A 16,999-nucleotide genomic window follows, 5' to 3' on the forward strand; every position below is an offset into this window, starting at 1 on the left:
ATGGTTCAGAGTGCATTCCATATAGGGTCCGCAGAATTCAAGAACCGGGTGCTCGTGGCCTCCGGTACCTTTGGCTATGGTGATGAGTGTACCGATGCCGTGGACATCTCCCGCCTCGGTGGCATCATCACCAAGTCGCTCTCGATGAAGCCGCGCGATGGGAATCCGCCGCCGCGCATCGTGGAAACGACCGGCGGCATGCTGAATTCCATCGGGCTCGCGAACATCGGAGTACACCGCTTCATCGCTGAAAAGCTGCCGTTCCTCCGCACCGTGGAGGTCACACTCATCGTGAACATCGCGGCCAGCACCGTCGATGAATACTGTGCCGTGGTCGACCTGCTGGAAGGGGAGGATGGGATCGACGGCTACGAGATCAATATCTCCTGTCCGAATGTGAAAGAGGGTGGACTCAATTTCGGGACGAACTGCCAGATGACCGCCGAGATCACGCGGCGAGTCCGGGCCCGGACAAAGCGTCCGCTCTTCATCAAGCTCACGCCGAATGTGACGCACATCGCCGACTTCGCCCGCGCCGCTGCCGATGAAGGCGCCGATGCGGTATCGGTGATGAATACGCTCATCGGCATGGCGATCAATGCGCGCACGCGCCGGCCGATCCTCTCCACCGTGACGGGCGGGCTTTCCGGCCCGGCGGTAAAGCCTGTTGCACTTGCGAAGGTCTATGAGGCATCACGTGCCGTGAAGATCCCGGTGATCGGGATCGGCGGCATCACCTGCGGTGTTGACGCCATCGAGTTTCTGCTCGCCGGTGCGATCGCGGTGCAGGTGGGGACCGCGAACTTTCTCGACCCGGCCGCCGGCGTGCGGATTGCCGGAGAAATGACCGCGTTCTGCGAAGAGCAGAAGGTCGCGGATATGAGCACGCTGGTGGGGGCGCTGGACGCCCGGACGGGCGTGTCGGTGCTCGATAGCTGGCTGTGAACCGCCCGGCACATGGCGGGCATCCCGCCCGCATGTCCTCTGCGGCAACTCTCCGGTATCTCTACGCGCTGCAATACCGTGGCATCAAGGTCGGACTCCGGAATATCCGCCGGCTTGTCACCGTCGCGGGCCATCCCGAACGCTCCTTTCCCGTGTTCCATGTCGCCGGCACGAATGGCAAGGGCTCCACATCGTCCTTCCTTGCAGCGATACTCACCGCGGCAGGCTACCGAACGGGGTTGTACACCTCACCGCACCTCATACACTTCGTGGAACGGATCCGCATCGACGGCATCCCCATGCCCGAGCCGGAACTGGTGGAGTATGTCCGCCGCCTCCGGCCAACGATCGAGGAGACCGGGGCCACATTCTTCGAAGCGACCACATGCGTTGCGTTCCAGTACTTTGCGGACCAGGGCGTGGATGTGGCAGTCATCGAAACCGGGCTCGGTGGGCGCCTCGACGCGACCAACGTCGTGATCCCGCTCGTCAGCCTCATCACGAACATCGGACTCGATCATCAGGAGTACCTTGGTCACACGGTGAGCCGGATCGCCCGTGAAAAGGCCGGGATCATCAAGCGGGGGGCGCCGGTGGTGACCACCGCGGAGGGGATCGCGCTCGAGGTGATCCGAGCTCGGGGGCGCACGAAAGGGACATCGGTGTTCCTGCCCCGGGAGGTGACTTCCCTCGTTCCTTCCGGGGATCGGACGGGGCATGCTGTGGTGAATGTGCGGGGTGGCCGTTGGCGGCTCGACGGGGTGGTCCTGGGGCTGAGGGGGGGGCATCAGGTGGCAAATGCCGCTCTGGCAGTGTCCGCGCTCTCCCTGACGGTCAGAAGTGGTATCTTCCAGAAGGTAACGGCTGATGCGGTGAGGATGGGCCTGGAGAAGGTTTCCAAATTGGCCGGGCTCCGGTGCAGGTTGGAGCGCGTCAGGCACCGTCGGGCCGATATCACCATCGACGTCGCCCACAATCCGGATGGGGTCCGGGTGGCGACGGCTCCGTTCGTTGGCCGACGGGAGCCGCATTTTGACGCGGTGGTCTTCGGGTCCATGAAGGATAAGGACTACGCGGGGATGGTTGCGCTCTTGGGAGGTGTTGCAGGGACCATAGTGGCTGTCAGGCCACGGACGCCCCGGGCGGCGACGGTTCGCGACATCCTCCGGGTGGGGCGGGCATTGGGGGTCCGGGTGGTGCCAGGGGGGGGCGTGAAAGCCGGCCTCCGTCTCGCGATGAAGCGTATTGCGCCGGGAACCACGCGCCGAAAACCCCGAATTCTCGTCATCGGCTCACATTTTGTCGCAGGTGAGGCCCTGCTTGCGTTTGAGAAAACCCCTTGACATCTTTCTTGAAATAATCTATATTCCTCAAGGGTTTATGAATCGCTTCGATTTGCCTTATCCACATCCCTTATCTCAATCACACGTCCAACCGATACCCCGTTCCTGAGTTCCTTCGTCACCCGCATGTGAATGCTCTCGGTTCGGCTGGGTTGCTACAATTCCATAACTTCCATTTCGAGGTTCTCCTTCCATGGCCATGGACATCTCAGAGCTCAAGTCCAAGAAGATAGCTGAGCTCAATCAGATCGCCAAAGAGCTGAACATCAGCGGCTACAGCGACCTGCGCAAGCAGGAGCTTATCTTCAAGATCCTCGAGGCTCAGACGGAGCAGGGAGGGTTCAGCTTCAGCCGGGGTGTACTGGAAGTGTTGCCGGATGGTTACGGGTTCCTCCGGTCGGTGGACTACAACTACCTGCCGTCGCCTGACGATATCTATGTGTCGCCCTCGCAGATCAAAAAGTTCAATCTGCGCACCGGTGATACGGTCAGCGGCCAGGTGCGTCCCCCCAAGGAAGGTGAACGGTTCTTCGCGCTCCTCCGCGTGGAAGCGGTGAACGACGAGAATCCCGAGACGATCCGCGAGCGGGTCCTGTTCGACAACCTTACTCCTCTGTATCCGAATTCTCCGCTCAAGCTCGAGACCGCACCCGGCGAATATTCCATGCGTATCATGGACATGCTCACACCGGTGGGTAAGGGTCAGCGCGGTATGATCGTTTCTCCGCCGAAGGCCGGCAAGACCATCCTCCTCCAGAAGCTTGCGAACAGCATTTCCCGCAATCATCCCGAGGTGAAGCTGATCGTGCTGCTGATCGACGAACGTCCGGAAGAGGTCACGGACATGGAGCGTTCGGTGAATGCCGAAGTGGTGAGCTCCACCTTCGACGAACCGCCGGAACGGCACGTGCAGGTGGCGGACATGGTGCTGGAGAAGGCCAAGCGCCTGGTGGAAGCCCGCCGGGATGTTGTCATCCTTCTCGACAGCATCACCCGTCTGGCGAGGGCGCACAACACGGTGGTGCCGCACTCCGGCAAGATCCTCTCCGGTGGTGTGGACGCGAACGCGCTCCACAAGCCGAAGCGGTTCTTTGGCGCGGCGCGTAACATCGAGGAAGGCGGTAGCCTGACGATCGTTGCCACGGCCCTCATCGAGACCGGCAGCCGCATGGACGAGGTCATCTTCGAAGAGTTCAAGGGTACGGGTAACATGGAGATCGTGCTCGACCGGAAGCTGAGCGACCGCCGCGTATTCCCTGCGATGGACGTGAACCGCTCCGGAACCCGCAAGGAAGAGCTCCTCATCGATGCCGACGATCTGAACCGCGTCTGGATCCTCCGCAAGATCTTCGCCGAAATGAACACCGTGGAAGGCATGGATTTCCTGCTGGAGAAGATGCGCGGGACGAAGAGCAACAAGGAGTTCCTGCGGTCGATGAGCAGCTAAGAACCAGCAGTGATGTGGAACGTAGGAAGAAGGAAAAGGGATCGTATCCTTTTTCCTTCTTCTGTTTCGGGCGATTTTTTCCTTTTTTCGTCTTCCTTTTTCCTTATCTTTTCCCATTCGTCCTACTGCTCTTTTGAGGCAACAATGCGAGACGTCGTCATAGCCGGCGCATGCCGGACCCCCATCGGAAGCTTCCAGGGGACGTTGAGCTCCATCCCCGCCCCCCGCCTCGGCGCGATCGTGATCGCCGAGGCTGTCCGCCGCGCAGGCATTCCACCCGCTGAAGTCAATGAAGTGATCATGGGCAATGTGATCCAGGCGGGCGTGGGCCAGGCACCGGCGCGTCAGGCGTCGCGGTATGCCGGATTGCCGGACAGCGTGGAATGCATGACCATCAACAAGGTGTGCGGCTCGGGGCTCAAGTCCGTGATGCTCGCCGTGCAGGCGATACAGACGGGTGATGCGGACATCGTCGTGGCAGGCGGCATGGAGAGCATGTCCAATGCCCCCTACCTTCTCGATAAAGCGCGGACGGGATACAGGATGGGGAACGCGGAGATCCAGGATGCCCTGTACCGCGACGGACTCATCGACGTCTACAATGATTACCTCATGGGCAATGCAGCCGAGATCTGCGCCCGTGAATGCACCATCACGCGCGAAGCGCAGGACGCGTTCGCGATCGAGAGCTACACGCGCGCCCAGGCGGCGCAGAAGAGCGGTGCTTTTGATGCAGAGATCGTCCCCGTCGGCATTGCCGGAAAAAAGGGCGATGTGGTGATGGTGAAGGACGATGAGGATCCCACGAAGACCAACTTCGAGAAGATCCCCACGCTCCGTCCGGCATTCCAGAAGGACGGCACCATCACGGCGGCGAACGCGTCGAAGGTGAGCGATGGCGCCGCGGCCATGGTCGTGATGTCCGCGGACGCTGCCGCGCGACTCAAGGTGCGGCATCAGGTGCGGGTCCTCCGCCAGGCATCGGCAGCGAAGGCGCCTGAGTGGTTCACCACCGCTCCCGCCGATGCCATCGCAAAAGTACTCGCACGTCACGGCCTTGCCGTGGGCGATATCGACCTCTTCGAGATCAACGAAGCGTTCGCCGTGGTGGCGCTTGCGGTGAGTTCCATCGCGAAGCTCGACCCCGCGAGGGTGAACGTTCATGGCGGCGCCATCGCGCTCGGCCATCCGCTCGGCGCCAGCGGGGCCCGCATCCTTGTCACCCTCATCCATGCGATGGAGCGGATGAACAAGAAGCGCGGACTCGCAACATTGTGCATCGGCGGCGGGGAAGCAAGCGCCGTCATCGTGGAGCGGCCATCCTGATCCACCCATCATCCGATCCGGAGCATTGAAGAGCATGGAGATCAAGCACATCTGCGTGATCGGCGCCGGGACCATGGGCAACGGCATCGCCCACACGTTCGCCCAGCACGGGTTCGAGGTCACGCTTGTGGATGTCCGCCAGGACCTGGTGGACCGGGGTATCGCAATCCTCACCACCAACCTGGACCGGCAGATCAAGAAGGGGACCGTGGCCGCTGCGGACCGCGGTGCGATCCTCGGGCGGTTGCATACATCGGTGGATCTGTCTGCAGCGGCGGCGGGCGCAGACCTTGTCGTGGAGGCTGCGTCGGAGAACCCGGAGATCAAGCGGGTTCTCTTTGCGGCTCTCGATGCGGCGTGCCGGCCGGGCGTCATCCTGGCCACGAACACCTCTTCCATCTCCATCACGGTCCTCGGGGCAGCGACGAAGCGGCCCGACCGTGTGATCGGGATGCACTTCATGAACCCCGTGCCGGTGATGAAGCTCGTCGAGATCATCCGCGGACATGTCACGTCCGATGAGACCACGGCCACGGTCGTGGATCTCTGCCGGAGGCTGGAGAAAGAGCCGGTGGAGGTGCACGACTATCCCGGCTTCATCGCGAACCGTATCCTGATGCCGATGATCAATGAGGCGATCACGTGCGTGATGGAAGGCGTCGCCACGCCGGAGGCGATCGATACGATCATGAAGCTCGGTATGGCGCACCCGATGGGGCCGCTCCAGCTTGCGGACTTCATCGGGCTGGATGTCTGCCTCGCGATCATGAACGTGATGCATGACGGGTTGGGCGATCCGCGGTACCGTCCGTCGCCGCTCCTGAAGAAGATGGTGGCGGCCGGGCAACTCGGACGGAAGAGCGGCAGAGGATTCTACTCATACTCGGAGGGATGACCGTATGATGTTCGCACTGACGGAGACCCAGTCCATGATCCGCGACACGGCGCGTTCGTTCGCGGAAGAGCAACTCGCCCCCGGTGCGATCGAACGCGACGAGCACAGCATGTTCCCGGCGGAGCAGGTGCGGGCACTGGGTGAACTGGGGTTCATGGGGATGATGGTCCCGGAGGAGTGGGGCGGAGCGGGGTTGGACACGGTCAGTTATGCCCTTGCAGAGGCCGAAATATCCCGTGTCGACGCCTCCTGTGGCGTCATCATGAGCGTCAATAATTCGCTGGTCTGCTACGGGTTGAACGAATTCGGAACCTCTGAGCAAAAAGAGCGGTTTTTGAAGGACCTGGCATCCGGGAAGAAGCTCGGGGCCTTCGCCCTGTCGGAACCGGAGGCAGGAAGTGACGCTTCCAACCTTCATACGGTGGCGCAGAAGGACGGGGATCATTATATTCTTAATGGGACCAAGAACTGGACGACGAACGGTTCGACCGCAGACTACGTCCTGGTCATGGCCGCCACGGACCGGACCAAGGGTCCGAAAGGGATCAGCACATTCATCGTCCCGAAAGGGATCCCCGGGTTCGCCGTCGCTAAGAAGGAAAAGAAGCTCGGCATCCGTGCCTCGGATACCGTGTCGTTGTCGTTCACCGATTGCCGGATCCCGGCAGCGAACCGGGTGGGCGACGAGGGAATGGGGTTCCGCTTTGCGATGAAGACCCTGGATGGTGGCCGCATCGGGATCGCGGCGCAGGCCCTGGGGATCGCGCAGGGGTGCCTGGATGCATCGCTCTCCTATGCGAAGGAGCGGAAAGCGTTCGGGCGGCCGATCGCCGAGCTGCAGGCGATCCAATTCAAGATCGCGGATATGGCAACGCAGGTGGAAGCGGCGCGCCATCTGGTGCTCAAGGCCGCGTGGCTCAAGGACTGCGGTGAGTCGTACGGGACCGCAGCGGCCATGGCAAAGCTGTACGCGTCGCGTGTTGCTGTTGAAAGCGCACTCGAGGCCATCCAGATCCACGGAGGGTACGGGTACGTGCAGGAATACCGCGTGGAGCGTTATCTGCGGGATGCGAAGGTGACGGAGATCTATGAAGGGACCTCCGAGATCCAGCGCATCGTGATCGCGCGGGCGCTGCTGCGGTGACCGGAGCGGACGAAGAGATTCGATAACTCAATTGACACATTCGGAGGAAGTATGCTGAAATACGGTAGCGTGGCCTGTGCGGTTGTCGCACTACTCCTGCTCGTTGCATCTCCCCATGCGCAGGCACAGCCGGTGAAGTGGAGTGTCGGCGGCAACATGGGGCTGTCTATTGCATCGAACACGTATGCGACGAGTGCAGGGTTCCACTTCGGACCCATGGCCGAGGTGATCTTCAACCGTCAGCTCGCGGTGGGCACGGAATTCAACATCAACACCCAGGCCGGCACGCCGATCGAGTGGGCGACCTACTTCAAGTACTACATCGACGCGAAGACCGTGAAGATCAAGCCGTATGTCGATGCCGGCTTCGGCCTTCTCTTCCTGACGGGCGGGCCGTATTTCGGCATCCGCTTCGGCGGCGGTGTCGGCTTCATGGTGGGAAAGAACCTGTACGTCGGGCCGGATCTCCAGCTCGGGCCGATCTTCACCACGGGCGTGTCGACGTTCTATATCGCGATCCGCGGTGGTCTGCGCTATGAGATCCCCTGACACGGTTTGCATCGCGAACAAAGACCTTGACGTGCACCAATAATCCCTCACCCACCACACGGAGGATCTGTGATGCGTAGATCGTTCATAGTTGCTGCAACCTGCCTGTTCCTGCTGACCGGGACGGCCCCCGCCCAGATGAAATTCGCGGTCGGCCCCCATCTTGGTATCTCGTTCTCATCCTTTCCCAAGCCGTCGGATCAATACTACGGGATCGGATTCAACTTCGGGGCTCAGGCCGAGATGGAGCTCATGAAGAATGTCGGGATCCGGTTTGGCCTGGACTATGGCACCTTCTCCTCTGACAAGGCGAAGTTCGGATTCACGAATGGTGGACAGCCGGTCCCGTCAAGCGATGTCTCCGGGCTCGGTGTTGGCATCTTGGGCATTTCATTCACCGGCCTCGGCAAACTGCCCTTGAAGGGAGGGGTCACGCCGTATGGCCTCTTCGGCTTCGGTCTGAATATGATCAGCGTAAGCGACCTGGTGGTGAAGGTCAATGGGCAGGACTACACGCAGCTCAAAGGTGACACGAGTACGAAATTCGGGATCCACTTTGGCGTGGGTACGGAATATCGCGTCGCCCGGAACATTGGGGTCTTCGGCGAATTCAAGTTCAATATGATCTTCACGGAAGGAAGCTCAACATCGACATTCCCGTTGATGTTCGGCGCGAATTTCTGGCTGTGATCCGCACCTGCACCTTGTGTTACGTCTCGTGGCGAAAGGAAGCCTTCTGGGCTTCCTTTCGCTATATGAGAGGCGTGGACGAAGATGAACGCGGTACCCGGAGCCGGTGAGAAGTTCGCACCAGGCACCGGCAAGATCGTTGCGTGGGATGGAACCGGAGAGAGGAGGCGCATGAAGCGAACTGGAGAGGTGGGAAGGGTGTTGAGAAGGCATCAAAGGAGCGGCTTGAGAATATTCTGGATCTTGCTGTTTGTTGAGGTAATCGCACCCCGATGGGCGGATGTCCGGGCACAAGCGGTGCGGGATACCAGTGCCATTGTGATGAGATTTGCAGGGGATTGCCTGTTGGGCGCGCACTATGAGAAAGCGGCCGGCAATGACCCGTCGATGGCCTTTGAGGGCTTCGACCTGTTCCGGACGGCGGACATCGCGGTGGTGAATCTCGAAAATCCGATCACGACGCGCGGGACGAAGATCGTCAAGCCGTTCAATTTCCGTATGCATCCCCGCTTCGTTCCCGTGCTCACGAGGGCGGGGATCGGGGTCGTCAGTATCGCCAATAATCATGTCTTCGATTATGGCGAACAAGGACTTTTGGATACATTTTCGTATCTTGATTCAGCTGGTATCCGGTATGTCGGTGCAGGCCGGACCCGTGCAGATGCGCACCGCCCGTACTTTTTCAACCGGAATGGCAGGAATATCGCTGTGCTGGCGTACTATGGCGGCGGCGAGGCCCGGGTTGCAACAGAACGGAAGTCGGGCGTCGCCCGCCGCGAACTTGGCGCCATCGGCGCGGATGTGCGCGCGTTGCGGCTTGCCGACCGCACCATGTATATCGTCGTGATCCTCCACTGGGGGACCGAAAAGGCAGAAGCGCCGGACGCTGCACAGCAGAGTTTCGCACGTGCGTTGATCGATGCCGGTGTCGATGCGGTGATCGGGCACCACCCGCACGTGCTGCAGGGGATCGAGCGTTACCGCAAGGGCGTGATCGCGTATTCGCTCGGCAACTTCCTGTTCGGCGGCAACGGCCGCCATACGTATGATACCGGTGTCTTTGAGATCAGCCTGGGGAAGGCCGGGCCGGAGTTCCGATTCATTCCGGTCGGTGTACGGAACTGGCACCTGCGGGTGTTGAGCGGCGAAGATGCGGAACGGGTCACCAATAAGGTCCGCGGACTCTCGAGTATTTTTCCAACATCCATGTTCACACACTAAGGAGCGACAATGAAGTCTCGCGGTTGTCTTATCGCAGGTGGCATCGTCGGCGCTATCGTGCTTGTCCTCGTTATCCTCGTCGGGTGGGGCATGCAGGTGTACAACGGCCTCGTGACCAAAGACGAATCCGTGCGTTCCGCCTGGAGCCAGGTGGAGACCCAGTACCAGCGCCGCATGGACCTGATCCCGAATCTCGTTTCGACGGTCCAGGGTTTTGCCAAGCAGGAGGTTGCGGTGTTCCAGGGCGTGGCGGATGCGCGTTCCCGCGTCGGACAGATCACGGTGACCAAAGAAGTGCTCGAGGATCCGCAGGCGTTCGCCAAATTCCAGCAGGCCCAGGATCAGCTCTCCGGAGCGCTGTCGCGCCTCCTCGCCGTGTCCGAGAACTACCCGCAGTTGAAATCGAACGAGAACTTCATGGCGTTGCAGAGCCAGCTCGAAGGGACCGAGAACCGCATCACGTGGGCACGGTCGCAGTTCAACGAACAGGTGCAGGATTTCAACACCACCGTTCGCCGCTTCCCCGCCTCGATGCTCGCCGGCATGTTCGGGTTCAAGGAGAAGGCATACTTCGCAGCCAAGGCCGGTGCTGAAGACGCGCCGAAGGTGCAGTTCTAACGGATGACCGCTTTGTCCTCCCATCCTCGAGCGCATGCGCCGGCAGTACGCCGGCGCATGCACTTCATTCTGCCGTTCCTGATCGCAGCGTCTGTTGCTGCCGCAGGGAGCGGTGCGTCCGCGCAAACCCCTGAGCCGGTCGCGCTCACCAGGTACGTGACGGATGCCACCGGCACGCTCCCACCGGAAACCGTGGCTTCGCTGAACGCGCGCCTCGCCGCGTTCGACACGGAGACATCGACACAGGTCGTTGTCGCGGTCCTCTCCACGCTCGGTGGCGAGCCGCTGGAGGATGCAAGCCGGCGCATCGTGATCGAGAACCGGATGGGACGGAAAGGGAAGGACAATGGTGTGCTGTTGCTGGTGGTGCGCAACGACCGGAAGATCCGCATCGAGGTCGGGCGTGGACTCGAAGGCGTGCTCACCGACGCATTGTCCAGCCAGATCATCCGCAAGGAGATCGTCCCGCATTTCAAGCGCGGTGACTATGCCGGCGGCATCGAAGCCGGTGCCACGGCGATCATGGCCGCGACGCGCAACGAGTATACTGCCGATCCGAAAGGTAAAGGCGACGGTGGTGTCCCGATCGGGGTGATCATCGTCATCCTCATCATCGCGTTCATCATGTCGCGCTCGCGTTCCTCCGGGATCCGCCGCGGTGGCATGTTCCCGCCGATGGGCGGTGGTTTCGGGGGTGGGTCGTTCGGCGGCGGTGGTGGTGGCTTTGGCGGTGGTGGTTTCAGCGGCGGCGGTGGCTCCTTCGGTGGCGGTGGTTCCAGCGGTAGCTGGTGACGCCCGGGGACGCGATACGCCATCGCGTTGTTCTGCTGTACCCGCGCCTGCGCGGCGCGTTGACAATCTTCACTGACCGATGACAATGATCCACCCTTCTCTCGATACAGTTCCGGCAGCGGTCTTCGCTGCACGTAAACTCCTCAGTCATACCCAGGGCTTCGCCTCCCGCTTCTTTCCTGACCCCGCGGGAAAAGCACCCAACTTCACGCTGAATACCTTTCTGGGCGACCGCAACGTTGCGGTTGCACGTGAGCTGAAACAGTTGCCGTCCGGCGCAACGCGCGACTACGAGCTGCGCTTGAGCACGCCGAAAGGCGAAGCGTACTTCCATATCGCCGCCTTCGTCTCCGTGGAGAACGATGAACGCACGGTGACGCTCATCCTGCATGATATCCATGCATATGTGAGCCGGATGCGTTCGCTCGAAGAATCGGAATCGCGCGCGCGAATGCTTGTTGAGACAAGGACGGCTGCCCTTGCGATCGTGAAGAACGGGCAGTTCACCTACGTGAACAAAGGATTCCTGGAGTTGTTCGGCTATATGCTGCGCGAAGACCTCGTCGGGAAAGACGTCGCGGTCATCGTCGCAGGGCGGGAGAAGAAAGGCGTGACCGAGCATGCCGGGCGGCCGCTGGAAGAGACCACGCCACCCGAACGCTTTGAATTCACCGGCCGTCGCAAGGACGGGAGCAAGGTCCATGTGCAGGTCCTGGATGAACTGATCGACCAGGAAGGTGAACCGGCCCGCCTCTGGTACTTCGTGGATGTTTCGCATCTACGGACGGAACAGGAGGACGTGGAGAGGAACGGCCGGCAGAATGCCATCCTGCAGAACATCCTGGAAGCGCTCCACCGCTCGGTCGACCGTACCACCCTCGTGAAGGACAGCCTTCATGCGAGTCTCCGCTGGTTCGGTTACGACGCGGGCGCGGTGCTGGTGGTGAATGATGAACGGAACGTGTTCGTTCTGGAACACGGTGAGAACCTGAGTGAGAAGATCGCTGCCGCGCTTGCCGAACAGAGCATGACCGAAGGGTTCGGCGGGTTCATGGTGAAGACCATGGAACCCGTACGCTTCACCATGGAGGAGTATCCGGCCTATCTTCCGTATCGTGCGCTCCTGGAAGGTGAGGGCGTGCGGCGTATGGTGTGTTTCCCGCTCGGGGATGCCCACGGGGCGGTGGGGATCATGGTCCTGCTCTCCATGAAGGACGTTGAACAGGAACCCACCAGCATGGCCTTCCTTGGCCTGGCAGGCGGGCACCTCGGCTTCGCCCTTGCGAAGGCGGTACAGTACAACGCGACCGCGATCCGTGCTTCTGCCCTGGAGATGGGCATCGAATCCATGAGCGGCGTCGTGTACGAGGCTGCACCCACGGGCGCGTTCCGCTATCTGAGTCCGGCCGTGGAACGGCTGACCGGCTACTCCATTGCCGAAGTGACCAAGACCCCCGATGCCTGGCGGTCGATGGTGCACCCCGATGACCGCTCGATGGTCTCGGAACGGATCACCCGTCAATCGTCCGCCGAACAGGAATTCGCCCTCGAGTACCGCATCCTCCCGAAAGGGAAGGCGTCGTATCTCAAGGTGCGCGACATGATACGGTACCGGCGCGACGCCAATGGCATGGTAGAGGCCATCCATAGGGTTCACGAGTCCCCATCCGAAGCGGATCACACCGAGGATGTCACGCGCTCCCACACCGAACAGCCCGGGCAGAAGCACACCGAGGATGTCACGCGCGGCATCGTGGATGCGATGAGTGATGCCCTCATGATGACCGACCTGCAGGGGAATATCCTGGACGTCAACAGCGCGTTCTGCATTCTTACGGGATACAACCGTGCCGAGGCGATCGGACTGGGTCTGCCGTATCCGTGGCTTCAGGAAGCCCAGATGGCGGCGTACATGCAGTGGCTCGAGGCGCTGCGGGAGTCCCGGAAGGTCACCGATTTCGACATGCAGTGGGAGCGGCGCGACGGAGCGCATATCGCCATCAGCGTCAGTACCACGATCCTGCGGAATGCGGCGGGTGATCCGGTGGCGATCCTGAATATCGCGCGGGACATCAACGAGCGACAGCGCCAGGGCGAGGAGATCCGGGAAGCCAACAGGCATCTGTCGCTGCTCAATGCCATCGGTCTCGGGTTGACGGGCGCCTCGGATGCGGCCACAGTGCTCCGTGAAGTGCACGAACGGCTGAAGGATTTCATCGGGTACACCTCCTTCGAGTATCGCAGATACGATGCCGCGTCCCGTACCCTGACGAGGCTGTATTGTGAAGGTGACGCATGCGGCATCGACACGGGGTATGTTGCAGGTGACACCGCGGTGAAGCATGTGCAGCCGGTGGACAGCGATCCACGGTCAGCGGAGGTGATCACAACGGCATCGGCATGGACTGGCGAGCAGTGTGGCGAAGCCTCCATGCTTGTGCCGGTCAATACCCGCGGGGCCACGCTCGGGATCCTCCGCTTCCAGCGCGCTGCGGAGAACCCCTTCGGCGACAGTGACTTGCGGATTGCTGCGAGTATTGCTACTTTGGTCGCGATAGCACTGGAGCGGGTTGCGTTGCACGAAGCGACCGTCGCCGGGGCGCGGGAGATCGCCCGGCGCAATGAGGAACTGGACCGGTTCGCGTACGTCGTATCGCACGATCTGAAGGAGCCGCTCATCACCATCAGTGGCTACACCAGGTTCGCGATAGAGGATGGCGGCGCACGGATGAGTGAGGATGTGCGTCAGCATCTGGATTCGGTGATGCGGGCGAGTGCACGGATGAAGCAGCTCATCGACGATCTGCTCACCCTGTCGCGCGTAGGACGCCCGGCGGGTCAGCTCCAGGCGGTCCCCGTTGCGCATGTGCTGGGCGACGTGTTGCGCGATCTGGAGTATCTGCTGGTCGACCGGCATGCGAAGGTCGAGTATGGACGCGACCTGCCCGTTGTACCGTACGACCCGACCCATCTGGCGATGGTCTTCCGGAATCTCATCGTGAACGGCATCAAGTACAACCGTGAAGAGGTGCCGGTCATCACCATCACGGGCACAGAGGGGCCGGGCTTTTGCTCCTTCACCGTCGCCGATAACGGTATCGGCATCGAGCAAGCGGAATTCGAGAAGATCTTCATGGTGTTCCAGCGATTGAATCCCGCGGACGGGATCGGGGGGACAGGGGCGGGGCTCACGATCGTGAAGCAGATCGTGGAGAGCTATGGCGGCAGCATCCGGGTCGAGTCCGAACCGGACAAGGGGTCCACGTTCACGTTCACCGTACCACGACATGACTGAACCGACGCCGACACATATCCTGCTGGTCGAGGACAATCCCGACTTCGCGAACCTTGTGGAGTTGTTCCTGAAGAAGCACCACCCCGGGCTGTTCGAGGTAACGTGGTGCGGCGACGGTGCGACCGCCCTGAAGGTGCTGGCGGGAGAGCAGCAGTACGACCTGATCCTCATGGACTACTTCCTTCCGGGGAAGAACGGCCTGGAGGTCACGCGCGAGATCCACGAACGGGGGATCACGGTGCCGGTGGTTTTCCTGACCGTGAACAAGGATTTCGATCTGGCGGTGGAGGTGTTGAAGCTCGGGGTCGAAGACTATCTGGTGAAGGAGGAGATCGCGACGCCGGTCCTCCCCAAGACGATCCTCAGCGTGCTCGAGAGACGCAAGTTGAAGCATCAGCTGACCGAGTTGGAGATATCGCAGAAGCGCCTCGAGACCATCCAGGAACTCGTCGTGCAGGTGACGGGGGAGTTGCAGTCGCCGATCGAAGGGATGAGGAAGAACATCGAGTCGTTGCTCGCGACCCATCCGGAGGACAATCTCCGGGCGTACCTCGTCATCATCCGCGACAACCTCATACGCATCGACAAGAAGATGGTGCGGTTGCGGCAGCTCAAGACCGACAAGACGATCCCGTACGTGCGGGACATCCGGATGCTCGACCTTTCAGAGGAGAACCCGCCGGCATGAACGCCCTGCTCGCGCTGGCACAGATCGATCCGGTCCTCGGGGATCCGGCGAAGAACGTTACGCTGCACTGTGAGTATGCGGATTGCGCGATCGCGGCCGGTGCGCAGATGATGGTCTTTCCCGAGTTGAGTCTGACGGGCTACACTCTCCGGGACATGAACTGGGATCTTGCCGTGCGTCCGGAAGCGCCACCTTCCTATCTGCTCCCGCTCCTGGAGAAGAGCCGTTCCATTCCGGTGATCGCGGGGGGTGTGGAGGAGGGGGGATCGTTCGGCATCTACAATGCGGCCTTTCTGTTCGAGAACGGAACGATGCGGACCGTGCATCGCAAGACCTATCCGCCGACCTACGGGATGTTCGAGGAGATGCGGTACTTCAGCAGGGGCCAGGGTGTGCGGGCGTTTGACACGCCCATCGGGCGGATCGGCGTATTGGTGTGTGAGGATCTCTGGCATCTGTCGTTGCCGTATCTCCTGGCGCTGGACGGGGCAGAGGTCATCATTTCCCTTACGGCGAGCCCGACCCGTCTTGGCGGGGACCGTGGTGATACGCTTCACGCCCAGCAGGTGAACAGCGAGAACCACAAGGCCTATGCGCGGTTGCTTTCCGTGTACCTGGCATTCTGTAACAGGGTCGGATTTGAAGATGGCGTGAACTTCTGGGGTGGGTCGCAGATCGTAGGGCCGTCGGGCGACGTGCTCAGCACGGCACCGGTGATCGACAGCGGGATGGTGGTTGCGCGGCTGGATGATGGTGAGATCCGGCGTGCCCGGAGGTTCTCACGGCATTTCATTGACGAGGACCCGCATCTCGTGGCGCGCGAACTCGAGCGCATCCTTCAGAAGGGCCGCGCTTAGATCCCCAGGAAGAGTCGTTGTGCGAGGTAGTCCGGCAGGTGTGCGTGCAGGATCGCGCGTGCTGCTGCCTCGATGTCGTATTCGATGCGGACCGTGTCGTAGCTGCCGCGGTGCGTGTCAAGCAGTCCGAATGATGCCCGCGGAACCCCATCGCGTGCCTGTCCCACGCTCCCCACGTTGATCAGGAACCGTTCCCCCGCCTTGAACTGATTCACCGAGCCATTCTCCCCCACGACCACCGGAACATGCGTATGTCCGATAAAGCAGTACGGCGTGCCGAATGCCGCGAAGCATTTCTGCGCATCCGGCCAGGCGAAGATATAGCGCCAGGCGCCGGGGTGCAGGGGAGCGGCGTGCACGATCGTCACGGAATCCACCACATGCATGAGCTGGAGGGAGCGGAGCCACGCGGCATTCTCCTGCGAGAGGTGTTTCCTCGTCCACCGCATCGCGATCTCGCCGTAGGTATTGAAGTGATCGAGGGGGAGTTCTTCGATGGCGCCGGAGTCGTGGTTGCCGCGGACCACTGCGGCGCAGCGTTCGCGGACCAGGGCGACGCATTCATTGGGGAATGCGCCGTAGCCGACGATATCGCCGAGGCAGAGGATGCGGTCCACGCCGATCTGGTCGATGACGGTGAGCACCTTCTCCAGCGCGGGCAGATTCGCGTGAATATCGGATATGACGGCAACTCTCATGCGGTTCTGAGCATAGACTGTGGAATCTACGAAATTGTACCCTAGGAGCAAAGGAAAGATTCGCTTTGAATTGGGGGGGTGACTTTTGTATATTCATAAGCAAGAACCGAGGAGTACGTGGTATGCCGAAAGTCCTGGTCATCGATGACGACGAGATCACTCTCGCCCTGATGCACAACATCCTCGAGGAAGAGGGGTACAGCATCTTTTCCACCGCTGACGGTCCGCAGGGGATCCAGATCTACAAAGAGCGCGAGCCCGATGTGGTGATCCTGGACCTGGCGTTGCCGAGCATGAACGGTCTGGAAGTGTTGCGGAAGTTGAAGCGGCACGATCCGGACGCGAAGATCATCGTGGTGACCGGCCACGGTTCCGAAGAATCGGCCAAGGTTGCGCTCCGGTACGGGGCGTGGGGATATATTGAGAAACCGGTGGACTTTGCGACGTTCCTGCACCAGATCAGGACGGCGGCGGAGAGTACGTGACAGTGA

16 protein-coding genes are annotated in these 16,999 nt (G+C 61.2%); 15 read left to right on the forward strand and 1 reads right to left on the reverse strand.

Going from position 1 to position 16,999, the window contains the following annotated elements; genetic code table 11:
* From IPI01_19390 to IPI01_19455, 14 genes are all read left to right on the forward strand, one after another.
* The gene (locus tag IPI01_19390; protein MBK7259919.1) at positions 1-945 is read left to right on the forward strand and encodes a dihydroorotate dehydrogenase; all 945 of its coding nucleotides are present in this window, start codon (positions 1-3) and stop codon (positions 943-945) included.
* Positions 942-2,288, forward strand: coding sequence for a bifunctional folylpolyglutamate synthase/dihydrofolate synthase (locus IPI01_19395; protein ID MBK7259920.1), 1,347 nt, complete (start codon positions 942-944; stop codon positions 2,286-2,288). The genes IPI01_19390 and IPI01_19395 overlap by 4 nt, the downstream gene beginning before the upstream one ends.
* A gap of 199 nt (positions 2,289-2,487) precedes the next feature.
* Complete coding sequence (gene rho, locus IPI01_19400) at positions 2,488-3,735, forward strand: transcription termination factor Rho (GenBank protein ID MBK7259921.1); 1,248 nt, start codon at positions 2,488-2,490, stop codon at positions 3,733-3,735.
* Between the two features lie 144 nt (positions 3,736-3,879).
* Positions 3,880-5,061: a thiolase family protein gene (locus IPI01_19405; GenBank protein MBK7259922.1), complete on the forward strand. Its 1,182-nt coding sequence runs from the start codon at positions 3,880-3,882 to the stop codon at positions 5,059-5,061.
* A 34-nt stretch (positions 5,062-5,095) separates the two neighbouring features.
* Positions 5,096-5,956, forward strand: coding sequence for a 3-hydroxybutyryl-CoA dehydrogenase (locus tag IPI01_19410; protein ID MBK7259923.1), 861 nt, complete (start codon positions 5,096-5,098; stop codon positions 5,954-5,956).
* 4 nt (positions 5,957-5,960) lie between these two features.
* Positions 5,961-7,100, forward strand: a complete 1,140-nt coding sequence (locus IPI01_19415; protein MBK7259924.1) for an acyl-CoA dehydrogenase — start codon at positions 5,961-5,963, stop codon at positions 7,098-7,100.
* Positions 7,101-7,151: 51 nt separating this feature from the next.
* A complete protein-coding gene (locus IPI01_19420) occupies positions 7,152-7,649 on the forward strand; it encodes an outer membrane beta-barrel protein (protein ID MBK7259925.1) in 498 nt (165 codons plus the stop codon).
* A 72-nt stretch (positions 7,650-7,721) separates the two neighbouring features.
* Positions 7,722-8,339 carry a porin family protein gene (locus IPI01_19425; protein MBK7259926.1) on the forward strand — a complete coding sequence of 206 codons (618 nt, stop codon included), beginning with the start codon at positions 7,722-7,724 and terminating at the stop codon, positions 8,337-8,339.
* Positions 8,340-8,660: 321 nt separating this feature from the next.
* Complete coding sequence (locus IPI01_19430; protein ID MBK7259927.1) at positions 8,661-9,560, forward strand: CapA family protein; 900 nt, start codon at positions 8,661-8,663, stop codon at positions 9,558-9,560.
* A gap of 9 nt (positions 9,561-9,569) precedes the next feature.
* Complete coding sequence (locus tag IPI01_19435; GenBank protein MBK7259928.1) at positions 9,570-10,178, forward strand: LemA family protein; 609 nt, start codon at positions 9,570-9,572, stop codon at positions 10,176-10,178.
* Between the two features lie 3 nt (positions 10,179-10,181).
* Complete coding sequence (locus tag IPI01_19440) at positions 10,182-10,970, forward strand: TPM domain-containing protein (protein MBK7259929.1); 789 nt, start codon at positions 10,182-10,184, stop codon at positions 10,968-10,970.
* Between the two features lie 85 nt (positions 10,971-11,055).
* Positions 11,056-14,265 (forward strand): PAS domain S-box protein, encoded by a 3,210-nt coding sequence (locus tag IPI01_19445; protein MBK7259930.1) that lies wholly within the window; start codon positions 11,056-11,058, stop codon positions 14,263-14,265.
* Entirely contained in the window at positions 14,258-14,953 is a 696-nt protein-coding gene (locus IPI01_19450) for a response regulator (GenBank protein MBK7259931.1), read from the forward strand. The genes IPI01_19445 and IPI01_19450 overlap by 8 nt, the downstream gene beginning before the upstream one ends.
* Entirely contained in the window at positions 14,950-15,810 is an 861-nt protein-coding gene (locus IPI01_19455) for a hypothetical protein (protein MBK7259932.1), read from the forward strand. Before IPI01_19450 ends, IPI01_19455 begins: the two co-directional genes overlap by 4 nt.
* Here the strand turns inward: IPI01_19455 and IPI01_19460 are convergent.
* Positions 15,807-16,508, reverse strand: coding sequence for a metallophosphoesterase family protein (locus IPI01_19460; GenBank protein ID MBK7259933.1), 702 nt, complete (start codon positions 16,506-16,508; stop codon positions 15,807-15,809). The genes IPI01_19455 and IPI01_19460 overlap by 4 nt on opposite strands.
* 122 nt (positions 16,509-16,630) lie before the next feature.
* Here IPI01_19460 and IPI01_19465 point away from each other — a divergent pair, with 122 nt between their 5' ends.
* The gene (locus IPI01_19465; GenBank protein ID MBK7259934.1) at positions 16,631-16,993 is read left to right on the forward strand and encodes a response regulator; all 363 of its coding nucleotides are present in this window, start codon (positions 16,631-16,633) and stop codon (positions 16,991-16,993) included.
* Positions 16,994-16,999: the final 6 nt, after the last annotated feature.

It is taken from the genome of Ignavibacteriota bacterium, from assembly GCA_016707525.1.
Taxonomy (GTDB): Bacteria; Bacteroidota; Ignavibacteria; order UBA10030; family UBA6906; genus JAGDMK01.

Bases quoted from the DNA above. Each gene is read 5' to 3' on its own strand.
- IPI01_19410 (MBK7259923.1), top strand. From the start codon at position 5,096: ATGGAGATCAAGCACATCTGCGTGATCGGCGCCGGGACCATGGGCAAC.
- IPI01_19440 (MBK7259929.1), top strand. From the start codon at position 10,182: ATGACCGCTTTGTCCTCCCATCCTCGAGCGCATGCGCCGGCAGTACGC.
- IPI01_19390 (MBK7259919.1), top strand. From the start codon at position 1: ATGGTTCAGAGTGCATTCCATATAGGGTCCGCAGAATTCAAGAACCGG.
- IPI01_19450 (MBK7259931.1), top strand. From the start codon at position 14,258: ATGACTGAACCGACGCCGACACATATCCTGCTGGTCGAGGACAATCCC.
- rho (MBK7259921.1), top strand. From the start codon at position 2,488: ATGGACATCTCAGAGCTCAAGTCCAAGAAGATAGCTGAGCTCAATCAG.
- IPI01_19460 (MBK7259933.1), bottom strand. From the start codon at position 16,508: ATGAGAGTTGCCGTCATATCCGATATTCACGCGAATCTGCCCGCGCTG.
- IPI01_19445 (MBK7259930.1), top strand. From the start codon at position 11,056: ATGATCCACCCTTCTCTCGATACAGTTCCGGCAGCGGTCTTCGCTGCA.
- IPI01_19465 (MBK7259934.1), top strand. From the start codon at position 16,631: ATGCCGAAAGTCCTGGTCATCGATGACGACGAGATCACTCTCGCCCTG.
- IPI01_19415 (MBK7259924.1), top strand. From the start codon at position 5,961: ATGATGTTCGCACTGACGGAGACCCAGTCCATGATCCGCGACACGGCG.
- IPI01_19420 (MBK7259925.1), top strand. From the start codon at position 7,152: ATGCTGAAATACGGTAGCGTGGCCTGTGCGGTTGTCGCACTACTCCTG.
- IPI01_19430 (MBK7259927.1), top strand. From the start codon at position 8,661: ATGAGATTTGCAGGGGATTGCCTGTTGGGCGCGCACTATGAGAAAGCG.
- IPI01_19405 (MBK7259922.1), top strand. From the start codon at position 3,880: ATGCGAGACGTCGTCATAGCCGGCGCATGCCGGACCCCCATCGGAAGC.
- IPI01_19435 (MBK7259928.1), top strand. From the start codon at position 9,570: ATGAAGTCTCGCGGTTGTCTTATCGCAGGTGGCATCGTCGGCGCTATC.
- IPI01_19425 (MBK7259926.1), top strand. From the start codon at position 7,722: ATGCGTAGATCGTTCATAGTTGCTGCAACCTGCCTGTTCCTGCTGACC.
- IPI01_19455 (MBK7259932.1), top strand. From the start codon at position 14,950: ATGAACGCCCTGCTCGCGCTGGCACAGATCGATCCGGTCCTCGGGGAT.